We start from the raw sequence: 17,095 nt of genomic DNA, 5'->3' as shown, positions 1-17,095 counted from the left end.
CTACTTATAATATACTAAATTTGTATATTATTAGATTACTAAAGTTCAAGAGAGGGGAAAAAGTATGTCTCAAGCAGCAGAAGGTTACAACGTTGCCGTTGTAGGCGCAACAGGGGCTGTAGGCCAAAAGATGATTGAAACACTTGAAGATCGAAATTTTCCAGTAAAAACATTAACTTTACTTGCATCAAAGCGTTCCGCAGGTAAAAAGGTTTCCTATAAAGGACAGGAAGTTGAAATTCAGGAAGCTTTACCAGAATCCTTTGAAGGTATTGATATAGCGTTATTTTCAGCCGGAGGCTCCATATCCAAACAGCTAGCTCCTGAAGCAGTAAAAAGAGGTGCAGTTGTTATTGATAATACAAGTGCATTCCGTATGGATGAAAATGTTCCTCTAGTAGTACCTGAAGTTAATGAAGAGGATATTAAAAATCACAATGGAATTATTGCTAATCCTAATTGCTCTACTATTCAAATGGTAGCAGCGTTACAGCCTATTCGAAAGGCTTATGGACTAAATCGGGTAATTGTCTCTACTTATCAGGCTGTATCTGGTTCTGGCACGGTAGCAGTAGATGAGTTAAAAGCGCAATCTAAAGACTTTTTAGAAGGTAAAGAAATGAAAGCTGAAATTTTACCTGTAAAAGGTGATAAAAACCATTATCCAATCGCTTTTAACGCTTTACCTCAAATTGATCTATTCCAAGACAACGGTTACACATTTGAAGAGATGAAAATGATCAATGAAACGAAAAAAATTATGCATCTACCAGAATTGCCTGTAGCTGCTACTTGTGTTCGTCTGCCATTTTTCACTTCTCATGCAGAAAGTATTTATATCGAAGTGGAAAATGATGGTGTATCAGTAGAGCAAATAAAAGCATTATTCCAAGATGCACCAGGGGTTGTTTTGGAAGATGATCCGGCTTCTCAAAAATACCCAACACCACTAAGTGCAGAAGGCAAAAGAGATGTTTTTGTTGGACGTATCCGTCGTGACTTAGATAATTCTAAAGGATTCCATATGTGGGTAGTCTCTGATAACCTTCTTAAGGGTGCTGCTTGGAATTCCGTTCAAATTGCTGAGCGTATTGTTGCTAATAACTGGTTAAAATAATTGTAAGCTTTTACGAGGTGTCTAAATGAAAATTGTTGTACAAAAATTTGGTGGAACTTCCGTACGTACGAAAGAAACAAGGGATATGGCTTTTTCTCATATAAATAAAGCTTTGCGTGAAGGGTATAAAGTTGTTGTGGTTGTATCAGCGATGGGTAGAAGTGGGGATCCGTATGCTACGGATACCCTTTTATCCTTGATAGATTTCCCAAATACGACAATCTCTAATCGGGAAAAAGATTTATTAATGTCTTGTGGGGAAACAATATCTTCTATCGTTTTTTCTAATGAACTAAACGCTACCAATGTGAAAGCGACAGCTCTTTCAGGAGCCCAAGCTGGTTTTGTTACGAATAACGAATTTACGAACGCCAAAATAGAAAAAGTGGATACAGAAAGACTTTTGAAGGAATTAGAGATATTTGATGTTGTCGTTGTTGCAGGCTTTCAGGGAAGAACAGAAAATGGGGATGTTACAACGATAGGTCGTGGAGGCTCTGATACAACTGCTGCTGCTCTAGGTGCAGCATTAAAAGCGGAGTTTGTTGATATTTTTACAGATGTAGAAGGGATCATGACAGCTGATCCTCGAATAGTTGAAAATGCACGACCTCTACCTGTTGTAACATATAATGAAATATGTAATTTAGCTTATCAAGGAGCGAAAGTAATCCATCCAAGAGCTGTTGAAATTGCCATGCAAGCGAAGGTTCCAATGAGAATAAGATCCACATATAAAGAGGACGATGAAGGAACATTAATAACATCTTCTAGAAGTGAAGAAGATGGAAAAGATATCCCGGATCGTCTAATTACTGGAATTGCCCATTTAGCTGGGATTTCTCAAATAAACGTTCAAACAACACCGGAAAATATGGAAAAATTACATGATGAGGTATTTTCCACAATGGCAAATGCGGATATATCGGTTGATTTTATTAATATTTCTCCGAATGGTGTGACATACACAGTACCAAGTAATTCAGCTAGAAGGGCTGTAGAATTATTAGAAACATTAGGCTATAGCCCGGAAGTCATTGCAGAATGTGCAAAAGTATCAACAGTAGGTGCTGGAATGTCAGGTGTACCCGGGGTAACTGCTAAAATTGTTCACTCCTTGACTGCAAAAGGAATTAAGATACTTCAGTCTGCTGACAGTCATACGACAATTTGGGTTTTAATTAAAGAAAAGGACCTAAAAGAAGCGGTGTCAGCATTACACGACATCTTTGAGTTAGATCAGTATTAATCGTACTGATTGTCGAAAGGAGAAGGTACAGTGAGCTTCGGTAAAATCTTAACGGCTATGGTAACACCTTTCGATGAAGAGGGTTCTGTAGACCTAAAGAAAACAGAGAATCTAATTGAGCATTTACTTCAAAATGGCTCAGATGGGTTAGTCGTCGCAGGAACAACCGGAGAATCACCTACGTTATCTGTAGAAGAAAAAGGGACCCTCTTTAAAAGGGTAGTAGAGATTGTGAACGGAAGAGTACCTGTTATCGCTGGTTCGGGTTCTAATGATACGAAATCTGCTATTGCACTAACAAAAGTAGCAGAAGAAGCGGGTGTTGACGCATCCATGCTTGTCGTACCTTATTATAATAAACCGAATCAAAGAGGTCTTTATGAGCATTTTAAGCAAATTGCACATTCTACTTCCTTACCAATCATGCTTTACAACGTCCCGAGTAGAACAGTTGTAAGCATGTCAGTAGATACTGTTGTAAAGTTATCTGAAATAGATAATATTGTAGCAGTTAAAGATGCTACTGGTGATTTAGATGGAATGGCTGAGATCATGGAAAGAACAAAACCTGATTTTCTCGTATACAGTGGGGATGATAATTTAACTCTTCCCGTTGTAGCCATTGGTGGTGAAGGAGTCGTATCCGTTGCTTCACACATTATTGGAAATGAAATGCAGGAAATGCTCCGTCTATTTGAACATGGTAAAATAAAAGAGGCTGCAAAGATTCACCGTAAATTAGTACCAATTGTACATGGGGTATTCATCGCTCCATCTCCGACAGCTGTTAAAGCTAGTCTTAAGATGAGAGGGATAGATGTAGGTGGTGTTAGAGCCCCGCTTGTTCCACTCACAATGGAGGAAAGCAACGAATTATCTGCTTTATTAAGATAAGGAAAAGTCGACAGTTTTGTCGGCTTTTTTATTTTTCCCGCTCTAATTACGGAGAAAAATATCATATGTATGCTCATCCGTTGTTCAGGTCATAATAAGGCTAAATATGGGAAAGGAGCGATGGTATTGTGATGAATGATTCAGAAAAAGATGGAAATCAACAACAACCAGAGAAAGAAGGAAATATGAGTTCAATTGTACAAAAAATTCAGCAACTTGGGCAGACAAATGTTGCATCGTCTCCAGATTCTAATATACATATCCTTCCAATTATTGGGCAGGTTGAAGGACATGTACAATTGCCACCGCGTAACAAAACGACTAAATATGAACATTTAATTCCACAAATTATTGCAATTGAACAAAACCCTAAAATTGAAGGTCTTATTGTTTTGCTTAATACAGTTGGGGGAGACGTTGAAGCTGGGCTTGCCATTTCTGAAATGATTGCCTCCTTATCAAAACCAACTGTGTCCATTGTATTAGGTGGAGGGCATTCTATTGGTGTTCCAATTGCTGTCTCAACGGATTACTCGTTTATCGCAAGTACAGCGACGATGACAATTCATCCAATACGTCTTACAGGATTAGTTATTGGTGTACCACAAACGTTTGAGTACTTGGATAAAATGCAGGAACGGGTCATTAATTTTGTAACGAGACATTCCCAAATATCCCAAGAAAAGTTTAAGGAACTTATGTTCGAAAAAGGTAACTTAACTCGTGATATAGGAACGAACGTAGTTGGTACTGATGCAGTTGAATATGGATTAATTAATGAAATTGGTGGCGTTAAAGAAGCGATGGAAAAACTAAACCAATTAATTGAGGAAAGAAGAAATAAAGGAGAAGGTCAGGTGATACAATGATTTTGTACACCCCGCTTAGTGAGCATGATATTTTTCCTGATGAGGAGCAAGAATTTGAGTCCCATAAATGGTATTCTTATCAAGGAAAGATGTTGAAATTAAAGGATTTAAGTGATGGTTCATACGAAATCGTACAAATGGCCTCAACAAATCCAAATGACTATTTAGATCAGCAACTTTGCCCAGGTAACAAAATAAGATTATTCTGACCAAATTTCCTCGTCTATTCAGAAGGACAAATCGCCAGGTTTACTTTACAAAACAGTTTTTCTCTATGCTATAATGAACGTAAAATAGAGCAGCCAAACTCTGGCTGCTTATCTTTATTTTTCGTTTGAAACTAGTAAATTAGGAAAAACAGTTTTTACATACTAGAATTAACATACATCTTATACAGTTCATAGCAAAGCTAGTAAAAAATAGATTTATCAACTTGCTTGATCTTCTAGAACGGGATGATGTTTATTTCGTATTTTTTGAGGTGAAAAAATATGGCAAAAAAGAGAAGTAAAAAAAGAAGTAAAAAGTCTATTCGTAAAGGATTAAAGTTTGAATTAATAGGATTACTCTTTCTATCCTTAGCAATTTTCTCTAGTGGAATAAGTGCAATTGCTGCAGGATTTATTCCAAGAGGCCTAGAAAATTTATCCCGTTTATTTTTCGGTTTTTGGTTTACTATTCCTTCTTTGTTTTTGTTTGGCTTAGGAATCTATGTCATGGTAAAGCGAGAGTGGCCTAATTTCTTACATAATAAGTTAATAGGTTTTTATATTATGTTTACTTCCTTGCTTTTATTTACACATGTTCAGCGGTATGAACCCATTATGTCGACAGTGATGGAAACTTCCATACTAAGAACGACGTGGGAATACTTTAGCCTATATATGAGTGGAGAAGTAGATGCTTCTTATTTAGGTGGCGGACTATTTGGTGCTAGCTTTTATGCATTTAGTTATTACTTATTTTCTCCAACTGGGGCTAAAATTTTAGCCTTTTTCGGGTTTATCGTTGGCTTATTGTTCATGACTCAATTCTCTTTAGGAGATTTTATTAGAAATTGTTATAGCGGAATAAAGGACAAGCTAATTGCTTATAAAAATGAAATAAAACAAAAGCTAGAAGAGAAGAAAAAACAAAAAGAAGAGAAACAGGAACTAAATCAATCAGAAGAATTTCAAGATATGGAGGTTGATTTAAGTCACATTGTTGTGGACGATTTAAATCAGAATGAGGAACCGATTATACAAGACTTTACTGATGTTGCCTACCAGAAACAATCATATGATTCCTCAAATGCGTCTACTAAACCAGACGAAGATATAGAGGATGAAAAGGATTTTGATCAAACAGATATAGAGAAAGCTCTACCATTAACCGAATTAGAAAACGAAGAGTATATTTTACCTTCACCAGATTTATTGGCAGAACCAATTCAAAATTCTCAGCAACAAGAAAAGGCACAAATTCAAGCAACCGTTAGAAAGTTAGAGCGTACCTTTGAAAGCTTCGGGGTGAAAGCAAAAGTTGCGAAAGTTCACGTCGGTCCATCCGTTACAAAATATGAGATATATCCGAGTGCGGGTGTAAAAGTAAGTAAAATCGTTAATTTACACGATGATTTAGCACTTGCTTTAGCTGCAAAGGACTTAAGAATTGAAGCACCTATCCCAGGTAAATCAGCTATCGGAATTGAAGTTCCCAATCATGAAATTGCCACTGTTTCTTTAAGAGAAGTACTAGATGCAAATTCTGATTCGAAATTATCCTTTGGTTTAGGGCGAAACATATCAGGAGATGCAGTTACAGCTGAATTAAACAGAATGCCGCACTTACTTATTGCTGGTGCAACTGGTAGCGGTAAAAGTGTGTGTGTAAATGGAATCATTACGAGTATTTTAATGCGAGCTAAGCCTCATGAAGTAAAGATGATGATGATTGATCCTAAAAAGGTAGAGCTAAACGTATATAACGGTATACCGCATTTATTATCACCAGTAGTGACAGATCCGAAAAAGGCAGCAAGAGCATTAAAAAAAGTAGTATCAGAAATGGAGCGAAGATATGATTTATTTTCTGATACAGGTACAAGAAACATTGAAGGCTACAATGAATATGTGAAGAGAATGAATAGTGTCAATGGAGAAACACAACCTTTATTGCCTTATGTTGTTGTTTTAATAGATGAGCTTGCAGACTTAATGATGGTCGCATCTGGGGATGTGGAGGATGCCATCACAAGGTTAGCACAGATGGCGAGGGCTGCAGGGATCCATTTGATTATAGCTACCCAACGACCTTCTGTAGACGTGATAACAGGTGTTATAAAAGCGAATATTCCATCTAGAATTGCTTTCAGTGTGTCTTCTCAAACTGATTCCAGAACAATACTTGATTCAGGTGGTGCTGAGAAGCTACTAGGTCGTGGTGACATGTTGTTCCTTCCAGTAGGCGCTTCAAAACCAACCCGTATACAAGGTGCATTTCTATCTGATGAAGAGGTAGAAAGAGTTGTAGACCATTGTATTGAACAACAAAAAGCACAGTATCAACAGGAAATGATACCTGAAGAAGAAACAGAAGTAGTTCAGGAAGTGGATGATGACTTATTTGATGATGCTGTTCAACTTGTTCTAGAAATGCAAAGTGCAAGTGTCTCCATGCTGCAAAGACGATTTAGAGTAGGTTATACGAGAGCTGCTCGGTTAATTGATGCAATGGAAGACAGAGGAATAGTTGGTCCTTATGAAGGAAGTAAGCCAAGAAAAGTATTAGTAAACAATGTGGAAGAAGAGAAAACATCTTAAAAAAGTAAAGATATAATTAGCATTAAAAAGTAATGTATAAAAAGTCTTTTTGAAAGGACTTTTTGTATTGGACACACAAAATTACCATTTATGTAAATATTTTATTAAGTTTCTGTTTATTTGTCTGGATAAAAGTGTTATATTATTGTCGATGTGGATAGTAAAATGTAGATTTTGACTCATGTCAAATTCCCAGTTTTGTATTTAAAGTTAGAACGCATTCGGACAACCTATCGTATAACTAATGTAGAAAAAGGTTCTCATTTTAGGGTTGCGAAGAAGAATGAATTTCCGTTTTAGTAGGTGGTCCGTACTCTTTAAGTATAAAAATTACTATTTATAGTCAGTTTAAAACTATAATAAAAAATTTTAGGGGGTAACAAGTAATGTTGAAAAATCGTTTATTTTACCTATTTGCACTATTGTTAGCTGTAGGTTTAGTTCTTGGAGCTTGTGGAACTGCTGATGATGAAGACACAGGCAATGGCGGAGATACTGAAAATGAGCAAGCTGAAGGTGGAGATCAAGCAGAAGAAGGAGGCGCTACTGATTTTAAAGTTGGTATGGTAACTGATGTTGGTGGTGTTGACGATAAGTCCTTTAACCAATCTGCTTGGGAAGGCTTAAAAGCTTTTGGTGAAGAACAAGGTATGACTGAAATGGAAGGCTATACTTATGCGCAATCTGAATCTAATGCAGATTACAACACCAATTTAAATCGTCTTGTGCGTGAAGAGTACAACTTGATTTTTGGTATTGGTTTTATGTTAGCAGACGCTATTACGCAAGTTTCAGGACAATATCCTGATACAAATTTTGCGATTGTAGATTCTGTAGTTGAAGCTGATAACGTTGCAAGCATCACATTCCAAGAGCATGTAGGTTCATTCCTAGTTGGTGTTGCTGCAGCACAAAAAACACAATCAAATAAAGTAGGATTTATTGGTGGTGTTGATAGCGAGCTAATCAATAAGTTCGAAGTTGGATTCCGTGCGGGTGTTGCATCTGTAAACCCTGACATCCAAGTAGAAGTTCAATATGCTGGTGCATTTGATAAAGCAGATAAAGGGAAACAAATTGCTTCTTTCATGTATAACTCTGGTATTGATGTAATTTATCACGCTGCTGGTGGAACTGGTAATGGTGTATTCACAGAAGCGAAAGACCTTAAGAAAAACGACCCAGATGGAAACTATTGGGTAATCGGTGTAGACCGTGACCAATATGAAGAAGGCGCAGTACCTGATACAGATGATAACGTAACATTAACTTCTATGGTTAAACGCGTGGACGTAGCAGTTGCTGACGTTGCTACAAGAGCAATGAATGGTGAATTCCCAGGTGGAGAAATCCTTGCATATGGTTTAAATGATAACGGTATTGCTGTTGCTGAAACAAACAAAGAAGCTTTAACAGAAGAAATTCTTAATGAAGTGAACAGCTGGAAAGAACGTATTGCTGCTGGTGAAGTTGAAGTTCCACAAAATCATGATGAATTAGAGGCATATTTAGGCAATCTATAAATCACGGTTTGTTCCAAAAGTAAGTAGAACAAAAGGCTAGACTTGTTCTAGCCTTTTTTCTATCTTTGAAAGAAAACGCTTTTTTAAGAAAAAAATCTCAAATGAAGAGAAAACATGAACTTTCCAGCCCTTTTCATTTGGGATTTTTTCATATAGAAAAACAATGTTGCGAACAATAAACATTGCCACAATTAATTTGTTTTAAGTCCCATTAAAAAATGTTTTTTCGTACTTATATGATGTCATGTAATGATATGACCTTTGTTTGGAAAAGGAGTGAAAATGGTGGAGTATGTAATTGAAATGCTGGACATACGTAAAGAGTTTCCTGGGATTGTAGCCAATGATAATGTCAACCTTCAAGTAAAAAAAGGCGAAATTCATGCTCTCTTAGGGGAGAATGGAGCAGGAAAATCAACCTTAATGAACGTATTATTCGGACTGTATCAACCAGAAAAAGGGGAAATTCGTGTTCGGGGGAAGGAAGTTAAAATAACAGACCCGAATGTGGCGAATGATTTAGGAATTGGAATGGTACACCAACATTTTATGTTAATTGAAAAATTTACGGTTACTGAAAATATCGTTTTAGGTAGTGAACCGAAAAAAATGGGTAGGATTGATATGGCAAAAGCCGAGAGAGAAGTTCAAGAAATATCTGAACGATATGGCTTACGTGTTGATCCCCGAGCAAAAATTGAAAATATTTCTGTTGGAATGCAGCAACGTGTAGAAATATTGAAAACATTATACCGTGGTGCAGAAATTTTAATATTCGATGAACCTACTGCAGTTTTAACGCCACAAGAGATTAAAGAATTAATGGAAATTATGAAAGCACTAGTTAGTGAAGGGAAATCCATTATTTTAATTACCCATAAACTCAAAGAAATTATGGAAATATGTGATCGTTGTACAGTAATCCGTCGTGGTAAGGGAATCGATACACTGGATATAGCAAAAACGAATCCATCTGAGCTTGCATCCTTAATGGTTGGCCGGGAAGTAAGCTTTACAACGGAGAAAACTCCCGCAGCCCCTAAAGAAGTTATTTTCTCTGTGAAAGATTTAGTTGTGAAAGACACTAGGAAAGTAGATATGGTTCGCAATTTAAATTTAGAAATAAAAGCTGGAGAAATTGTTGGTATTGCTGGGGTTGATGGTAATGGACAAACCGAATTCATTGAAGCAATTGCAGGATTGCGTGAAGTTGAGTCCGGAAAAATTTACTTAAACGGTAAGGATATTACAGATTTAAAACCGAGAAAAGTAACCGAATCAGGAGTTGGGCATATCCCACAGGATAGACACAAATTCGGTTTAGTTCTAGACTTTCCAATTGGAGAGAACATGGTTTTACAAACGTATTATCAAAAGCCTTATGCGAAAAATGGTATTTTAAACTTTAAAGAAATTTATGATAAGGCCCGAAAATTAATTAAGGAATATGATGTTAGAACACCTAGTGAACACACTTTAGCACGGGCGTTATCTGGTGGGAATCAGCAAAAAGCAATTATTGGACGAGAGGTAGATCGTAATCCGGATTTATTAATTGCTGCACAGCCAACTCGCGGTTTAGATGTTGGGGCAATTGAGTTTGTTCACCAAAAATTAATTGAGGAAAGAGACAGTGGAAAAGCTGTATTGTTACTTTCTTTTGAACTTGACGAAATTATGAACGTTAGTGACCGAATTGCGGTTATGTATGAAGGGGAAATTGTAGCGGTTGTGAAGCCAGAAGAAACCTCTGAGGAAGAATTAGGACTTCTAATGGCTGGTAGCAAGAGGCAGAAAGTAGGTGAGAGCTAATGGCTAATAAAAAATACTCTTTTGTTTTAGTTGCGTTAATATCTGTTCTTTTAGGTTTATTAGCTGGAGCTATCATCATGCTTGTTTCAGGCTACAATCCAATAAATGGATATGCTGCCCTATGGGAAGGTGCTTTTGGAGACCTTTATTTTACAGGTGAGACATTAAGAAGAATAACACCCCTTATTCTTGCTGGGTTAGCAGTTGGATTTGCCTTTCGGACTGGTTTATTTAATATCGGTGTGGAAGGACAAGTTATTGTCGGATGGTTAGCAGCCATTTGGGCAGGTACTGCATTTGAATTACCGACTTTAATCCATTTACCTTTTGCTATTTTGGTAGCAGCTTTAGCTGGTGCTTTCTGGGGCTTTATCCCAGGTCTTTTAAAAGCTAAGCTACACGTTCATGAAGTTATTGTGACGATTATGTTAAACTACACAGCACTATATATTGCAAATCATGTGATCCGTACGTTGTTAACAGACGGAAAAGATTCTACGCCATACGTTGCAGAAAGTGCCTCGTTAAGAACAGAATGGTTAACCAATTTAACTCAATTTTCTTCTATGCACTTAGGTATTATCATTGCAGTATTTGGCGCTTTTGTGATGTGGTTTTTATTAGAAAGAACGACACAAGGTTACGAGCTACGTTCTGTTGGTTTTAATCAGCATGCGTCTAAATATGCTGGCATGAAAGTGGATAGGAAAATTATTTTATCAATGGTGATATCCGGTGCTTTTGCAGGAGTTGCCGGTGCGATGGAAGGCTTAGGAACATTCCAACACATGTATGTGATGTCTGGATTTACGAATATCGGATTTGACGGTATCGCTGTTGCTTTATTAGGTGGTAATGCTGGTTTAGGAATCGTGTTTGCAGCAGGCCTTTTCGGTACGTTAAAAGCTGGTGCTTTAAATATGCCATTAGAAGCTGGTGTACCTTCCGAACTTGTTGATATCGTTATTGCACTTATTATTTTCTTTGTGGCAGGTAGCTACATGATTCGTTGGATCTTGTCACGTTTTCAAAAGGAGGGGAAATAAATGGGTTTCTTTGACATTTTGCAGTCAATTATACCAGCGGCTATCTTTTTTGCAGCCCCTCTTATATTTACGGCACTTGGTGGTGTTTTAAGTGAACGTTCTGGTGTTATTAACATAGGACTAGAAGGTTTAATGGTGATGGGAGCTTTTGTTGGGGTAGTATTTAACCTGACATTTGTTGATGTTTTCGGTCCTGAATTGACCCCTTGGGTATCTATATTTGTTGCAGCGATCGTATCAGCACTTTTTGCAACTTTCCACGCAGTAGCTAGTATAACGTTGCGAGCTGATCAAGTGGTAAGTGGTGTTGCCATTAACTTCTTGGCGTTAGGAATTGGTCTTTTCTTAGTGAAGCAATGGTATGGAAAAGGTCAAACTGATATGGTTAGTGCACCATTTTACAGAGAAAGTATTTGGCTTTTAAGTGATATACCTGTCATTGGGCCTTTATTATTTTCGAAAACATACTGGACATCGTGGTTGGCAGTTCTAGCAGCTGTACTTGTATGGTATATGTTATATAAAACGCCATTTGGACTAAGGTTACGATCTGTTGGGGAACACCCTATGGCAGCCGATACAAATGGTATTAATGTTAATAAAATGCGATATATAGCTGTTATAATGTCAGGATTTTTAGGTGGTTTAGGTGGAGCTGTCTTTGCACTAACTATTTCCTTAGACTTCTCTCATGCCACTATTAGTGGTCAAGGCTTCATGGCCTTAGCAGCCATGATTTTTGGTAAGTGGCATCCAATGGGAGCTTTAGGTGCTGCACTATTTTTCGGGTTAGCCCAAAGTCTAAGTGTGGTAAGTGGTGGAATTCCATTACTAAAAGAAATTCCACAAGTATATTTACTTATAGCCCCATACGTTCTTACCATTTTAGCGCTGGCTGGATTCATTGGTAGAGCAGAATCACCAAAAGCTCTTGGTAAACCTTATGAAAAGGGATCCAGATAAAATTCAAGTAAAGGTTTGGCATGCGTAAATGTGTGCTAAACCTTTGCTTTTTTAAGGATACTTTTTTTGATTCATGATAAGCTAATAAGAAGTAGGTATGGAAAAAAGGAGGTTTATATTGATGACTGAATTAAAAGAGTATCAATATGCTGAAAATGGATATCAACTGCATATCATCCCAACTAAAAAATTTAAAACCAATATGATTATGGTCCGCTTCCTTTCTCCTTTACGTAGAGAAAATGCAACAAAGAGAGCCTTACTACCATTTGTTCTACAAAAAGGTACAAAGGAATTTCCAAGTGAACGATTATTACGTATAAAATTAGATGAACTATATGGCGCACAATTAAGTGTAGATAGTTCTAAAAAAGGTGAAAATCTTTTGATTACGTTACGAATAAGCTTTGTTAATGAAAAGTTTATTCAAAATAACACCTCTTTACTAACAGAAGTTCTACATTTGCTTCGACAAATTTTATTAGAACCGAATGGAACGGAACATGCTTTCTTACCTGAACTAGTGGCAAAAGAAAAAAATACTTTGCGACAAAAAATTGAATCCATTAAAGATCAAAAAATGCAATATGCCAATATGCGTCTTATTGATGAGATGTGTAAAGGTGAACCTTATGAAACTCATGTCCACGGATACTTAGAAGACTTAGATAGTGTTAATGAAAACAATTTATATGATGAATTTATAGCTATGATTCAGCATGATCAAATGGACGTATATGCTCTAGGTGATTTACACGTAGAAAAAACTAAAGAAGCTATCGGCAAGGTACTTACTTTTTCACGGGAACCTAAGCATGAATCACCTCTTTCTAATCATCGAGTTCACATTGATGAAGTAAAAGAAATAAAGGAAGCACAAAAAATCCAACAAGGTAAACTCCAAATTGGGTTTCGAACAAATACTACATTTAAAGATGACGACTATTTCGCTTTACAAATATACAATGGTTTATTTGGTGGTTTTCCACACTCTAAGCTGTTTATGAATGTGAGAGAGAAACATCAGTTAGCGTATTATGCCGCATCTAGATTTGAAAGCCATAAAGGATTACTACTCGTATTTAGTGGTATTGCTCCACAATCCTTTGATAAAGCAAAAGAAATTATTTTAGAGCAAGTAGAGGAAATGAAAAAAGGGAATTTTACGGAAGAACAATTAGAAGAAACGAAGAGATTGACTGTTCATCAGTTAAAAGAAACATTAGATAACCCGTATGGAATTGTGGAATTAATGTACCATCAAGTGCTTGCCGAGAAGAACATGTCTCCAGAAGAAATGTTTGCTGCTTTAGAGAAGGTTACAAAAAATGACCTCATCGCTTTGGCAGAAAAGATTGAATTAGATACGATTTATTTCTTAACAAGTGAAGGTGATCAGTAATGAAGTCATTTCAATTAGAGCAAATTGGTGAAACGCTATACCATAAAAAATTAGAGAATGGGTTAGATGTATTTCTTTTACCAAGAATGGAAATGGAAAAAACATATGGGATTTTTTCCACTAAATATGGATCGATTGATCAAACCTTTACCCCTATTGGTCAAAGTGACTATACTACTGTTCCAGACGGTATAGCTCACTTTTTAGAGCATAAGTTATTTGAAAAAGAAGATGGGGATGTATTTCAACAATTTTCAAAACAAGGAGCTTCAGCAAACGCTTATACATCTTTTACTCGGACGTCTTATTTGTTTTCCTCAACGGAAAATGTAAAAGAAAATGTACAGACCTTGTTAGATTTTGTCCAAGAACCATATTTTACAGAGGAAACGGTAGAAAAGGAAAAAGGAATTATCGGTCAAGAAATTAAAATGTATGATGATCAACCGGATTGGAGGCTGTTTTTCGGTACGATTGGCTCCTTATATCATCATCACCCTGTTAAAATTGATATTGCTGGAACGGTAGAATCTATTCAGCAAATTACGAAAGATGATCTATATACATGCTATGAAACGTTTTATCATCCATCCAATATGATTTTGCTTATTACAGGTTCCTTTGATCCAGAAACAATGTTGCAAGATGTTGAGGACAATCAAAGGAAAAAATCGTTCCGACCGGCAGATAACATTCAACGATCTTTTCCAGATGAACCAGTATCGGTAGCGGAAAAAGAAAGAGAAATAAGAATGCCTGTATCCACCTCTAAATGTTTAGTAGGTATTAAACAAAATCCTGCTCAACTAACGAGTGATCATATCCCAAAACTTAAGCTTGTTACGCAAATGGTATACGATTTCTTTTTTTCTAGAAGTGGTGAGTATTATGAGGAGTTATATAGAGAAGGATTAATTGAAGATGAGTTTGATTATGAAATTCATATTGAAAATAATTTTGGTTTTTCAATGATTGGTGGCGATTCGACGAAACCGAAAGAACTTTCTGCACGCCTGCGTGAAATGTTGTTACAGTTAAAACAAGAGGAAATTTCGGATGAAAACTTCGAAAGGATGAAGCGGAAGAAACAGGGTGACTTAATTCGCACATTAAATTCTTTAGAAGCAACAGCCAATCAGTTTATTGACTACCACCAGCTAGGATTAAATTATTTTGATGTATACGAAACATTAAACACGATGACAAAAGATGATTTTAGTTCCATTCTAGCGGAATGGATAAAAGAAGAGCAAATAAGCACGTGTTATGTATTGCCTGAAAGTTAGGTTGGGGGAAGCAAATGGAGAAAAGAACGGTCTTAATTACGGGAGCTAGTGGAGAAATTGGAGGATCAATTGCCAAAGTATTAATAAATGAGGGATGGCAGGTTCTTTTGCATTATAACGAAAATCAAGGGAAAATAAGCGAATTAATAGCAGACAGTCCGGAAGAAGCTGTTTTAGGATTTATAAAGGCTGATTTAGGAACATCAGATGGAATTTCTCATTTCCTTAAGCATTTACACTTTCCAATCGATGCTTTTGTCCATGCTAGTGGCAAAGCGTTGTATGGAACTTTTCAGCAGATGACAGATACTAATATGGAGGAAATGATTCAATTACACGTTCAATCTCCTTGGAAAATAACGAGGCACATTCTTCCGGACATGTTGAAAAAAAGATTTGGTCATATTGTGATGATTTCTTCCATTTGGGGTGAAAAGGGAGCAAGTAATGAAGTACTTTATTCTTCTGTCAAAGGGGCACAAAACAGCTTCGTAAAGGCCCTTGCCAAGGAAACTGCTTTAAGTGGAATTTCCGTTAATGCCGTTAGTCCAGGTTTGATTCAAACGAAAATGAATAACTTCTTAGATAAAGAGGAAATGGAACTAGTCGTAGAAGATATACCCGCTGGAAGAGCTGGTGACCCTGAAGAAATTGCTAATGTTGTAAGCTTTTTACTAAGCCCAAAAGCTAGCTACATAAACGGGCAAGTCATTAATGTGAACGGAGCATGGAATTAATTATTGTATATTCGTCGTGAATAATAAGACTAAACCGGTTAAAACTAACGGTGAAAGGTCATTACGAAGGAGGAATATACGAATGTCTGTTTTAGACAACTTTGAATCCTGGAAAGATTTTTTAGGTGACAAATTACACAATGCACAAGATCAAGGGCTAACGCAACAAGCAATTTCTGAATTAGCATATGAAGTAGGAGAGTATTTAGCCAAAAATGTAGATGCTGAAAATGATCAAGAAGCAGTGCTTCGAGAGCTTTGGAATGTTGCATCTAATGATGAAAGACATGCTATTGCAAACATGATGGTTAAATTAGTTAAAAACGAAGGAAATTCTATTCAGTAAAACAAGAGGGGATACTTTCCCTCTTGTTTTACGTTCTGAGTCTCTTAAATTAGGTTCGCAGCTATACTGATTTTCGACACAACAAATAGTTTCTGTTGAAATATGCCAATATTGCCTTTTCTATTGCCACGAAATCATTTATTATAGAAGTAGTGTGAAAGGTAAGCTTTTCCTTACATTTTTTTTTATTGAAAAGAGAGAAGTATTTCAAAAAATGTTGTGTTCTAAAGGAGCTGCGATATGGAAAACCGAATAGAATGGTATTTAGAATATGAAATTCAGTATAATCGGCCAGGACTACTCGGAGACATATCTTCCTTGCTAGGTATGTTATCAATCAATATCGTAACGATAAACGGGGTTGAGGATTCACGAAGAGGAATGCTTTTATTATGTAACAGTGAAGACCAAATAAACCGTTTAAAATCTATATTAGATACGATGGATACCATTCGAGTTACGAAGCTGAGACTGCCTAAATTGAGGGATAGATTGGCTGTACGACACGGACGTTATATTCATAGTGATATTGATGATAAGAAAACGTTTCGCTTCGTTCGAGGTGAACTGGGTCTTTTAGTTGATTTTATGGCTGAATTATATAAAAAAGAAGGGCATAAACTAATTGGAATTAGAGGGATGCCTCGTGTTGGTAAAACGGAATCGATTGTAGCGGCGAGTGTATGTGCAAATAAGCGATGGCTTTTTGTTTCTAGTACCTTGTTAAAGCAAACAGTCCGTAGCCAATTAATTAAGGATGAATATGATCAAGAAAACTTATTTATTATTGATGGGATCGTTTCAACGAGAAGAGCAAATGAGAAACACTGGCAACTAATTAGAGAAGTGATGCGAATCCCTTCTACTAAAGTTGTAGAACACCCTGATATCTTTGTCCAGCAAACAGAATATTCGTTGGACGATTTTGATTACATTATTGAATTGAGAAGTAACGAGGAAGAAGAAATAACCTACGAATCACAGGTGAAACCAGGGTTTTCAGAAGATGATGGGTTTTCTATGTTTGATTTTTAAAGATGGATGGTG

15 protein-coding genes are annotated in these 17,095 nt (G+C 36.6%); all 15 read left to right on the top strand.

Going from position 1 to position 17,095, the window contains the following annotated elements:
* Window positions 1–64 precede the first annotated feature (64 nt).
* A complete protein-coding gene (asd, locus tag HNQ94_RS06420; protein WP_174495410.1) occupies window positions 65–1,117 on the top strand; it encodes an aspartate-semialdehyde dehydrogenase in 1,053 nt (350 codons plus the stop codon).
* A gap of 25 nt (window positions 1,118–1,142) precedes the next feature.
* Window positions 1,143–2,366, top strand: coding sequence for an aspartate kinase (gene dapG, locus HNQ94_RS06415; RefSeq protein WP_174495409.1), 1,224 nt, complete (start codon window positions 1,143–1,145; stop codon window positions 2,364–2,366).
* 30 nt (window positions 2,367–2,396) lie between these two features.
* On the top strand, window positions 2,397–3,260 hold the full coding sequence (gene dapA / locus HNQ94_RS06410) for a 4-hydroxy-tetrahydrodipicolinate synthase (RefSeq protein ID WP_174495408.1): 864 nt from the start codon (window positions 2,397–2,399) through the stop codon (window positions 3,258–3,260).
* Window positions 3,261–3,391: 131 nt separating this feature from the next.
* Window positions 3,392–4,129, top strand: a complete 738-nt coding sequence (locus tag HNQ94_RS06405) for a ClpP family protease (RefSeq protein WP_174495543.1) — start codon at window positions 3,392–3,394, stop codon at window positions 4,127–4,129.
* Complete coding sequence (locus tag HNQ94_RS06400) at window positions 4,126–4,338, top strand: YlzJ-like family protein (RefSeq protein WP_174495407.1); 213 nt, start codon at window positions 4,126–4,128, stop codon at window positions 4,336–4,338. The genes HNQ94_RS06405 and HNQ94_RS06400 overlap by 4 nt, the downstream gene beginning before the upstream one ends.
* A 282-nt stretch (window positions 4,339–4,620) precedes the next feature.
* Window positions 4,621–6,933: an FtsK/SpoIIIE family DNA translocase gene (locus tag HNQ94_RS06395; RefSeq protein WP_174495406.1), complete on the top strand. Its 2,313-nt coding sequence runs from the start codon at window positions 4,621–4,623 to the stop codon at window positions 6,931–6,933.
* A gap of 386 nt (window positions 6,934–7,319) precedes the next feature.
* Window positions 7,320–8,456 (top strand): BMP family lipoprotein, encoded by a 1,137-nt coding sequence (locus HNQ94_RS06390; protein WP_174495405.1) that lies wholly within the window; start codon window positions 7,320–7,322, stop codon window positions 8,454–8,456.
* 285 nt (window positions 8,457–8,741) lie between these two features.
* Window positions 8,742–10,268: a guanosine ABC transporter ATP-binding protein NupO gene (locus HNQ94_RS06385; RefSeq protein WP_174495404.1), complete on the top strand. Its 1,527-nt coding sequence runs from the start codon at window positions 8,742–8,744 to the stop codon at window positions 10,266–10,268.
* Window positions 10,268–11,314, top strand: coding sequence for an ABC transporter permease (locus HNQ94_RS06380; protein WP_174495403.1), 1,047 nt, complete (start codon window positions 10,268–10,270; stop codon window positions 11,312–11,314). Before HNQ94_RS06385 ends, HNQ94_RS06380 begins: the two co-directional genes overlap by 1 nt.
* Complete coding sequence (locus HNQ94_RS06375; protein ID WP_174495402.1) at window positions 11,315–12,277, top strand: ABC transporter permease; 963 nt, start codon at window positions 11,315–11,317, stop codon at window positions 12,275–12,277.
* A gap of 121 nt (window positions 12,278–12,398) precedes the next feature.
* Window positions 12,399–13,679: an EF-P 5-aminopentanol modification-associated protein YfmF gene (yfmF, locus tag HNQ94_RS06370; protein ID WP_174495401.1), complete on the top strand. Its 1,281-nt coding sequence runs from the start codon at window positions 12,399–12,401 to the stop codon at window positions 13,677–13,679.
* Window positions 13,679–14,965 (top strand): EF-P 5-aminopentanol modification-associated protein YfmH, encoded by a 1,287-nt coding sequence (gene yfmH, locus HNQ94_RS06365; RefSeq protein ID WP_174495400.1) that lies wholly within the window; start codon window positions 13,679–13,681, stop codon window positions 14,963–14,965. The genes yfmF and yfmH overlap by 1 nt, the downstream gene beginning before the upstream one ends.
* 14 nt (window positions 14,966–14,979) lie before the next feature.
* Entirely contained in the window at window positions 14,980–15,702 is a 723-nt protein-coding gene (gene ymfI, locus HNQ94_RS06360; protein WP_174495399.1) for an elongation factor P 5-aminopentanone reductase, read from the top strand.
* A gap of 82 nt (window positions 15,703–15,784) precedes the next feature.
* Entirely contained in the window at window positions 15,785–16,048 is a 264-nt protein-coding gene (locus tag HNQ94_RS06355) for a DUF3243 domain-containing protein (RefSeq protein ID WP_174495398.1), read from the top strand.
* A 240-nt stretch (window positions 16,049–16,288) separates the two neighbouring features.
* Entirely contained in the window at window positions 16,289–17,083 is a 795-nt protein-coding gene (locus HNQ94_RS06350; protein WP_174495397.1) for a DUF3388 domain-containing protein, read from the top strand.
* The last annotated feature ends 12 nt before the right edge of the window (window positions 17,084–17,095 follow it).

It is taken from the genome of Salirhabdus euzebyi, assembly GCF_014207435.1.
GTDB classification, from domain to species: Bacteria; Bacillota; Bacilli; order Bacillales; family Alkalibacillaceae; genus Salirhabdus; species Salirhabdus euzebyi.
This window is presented reverse-complemented; position numbering and strand designations above follow the sequence as displayed.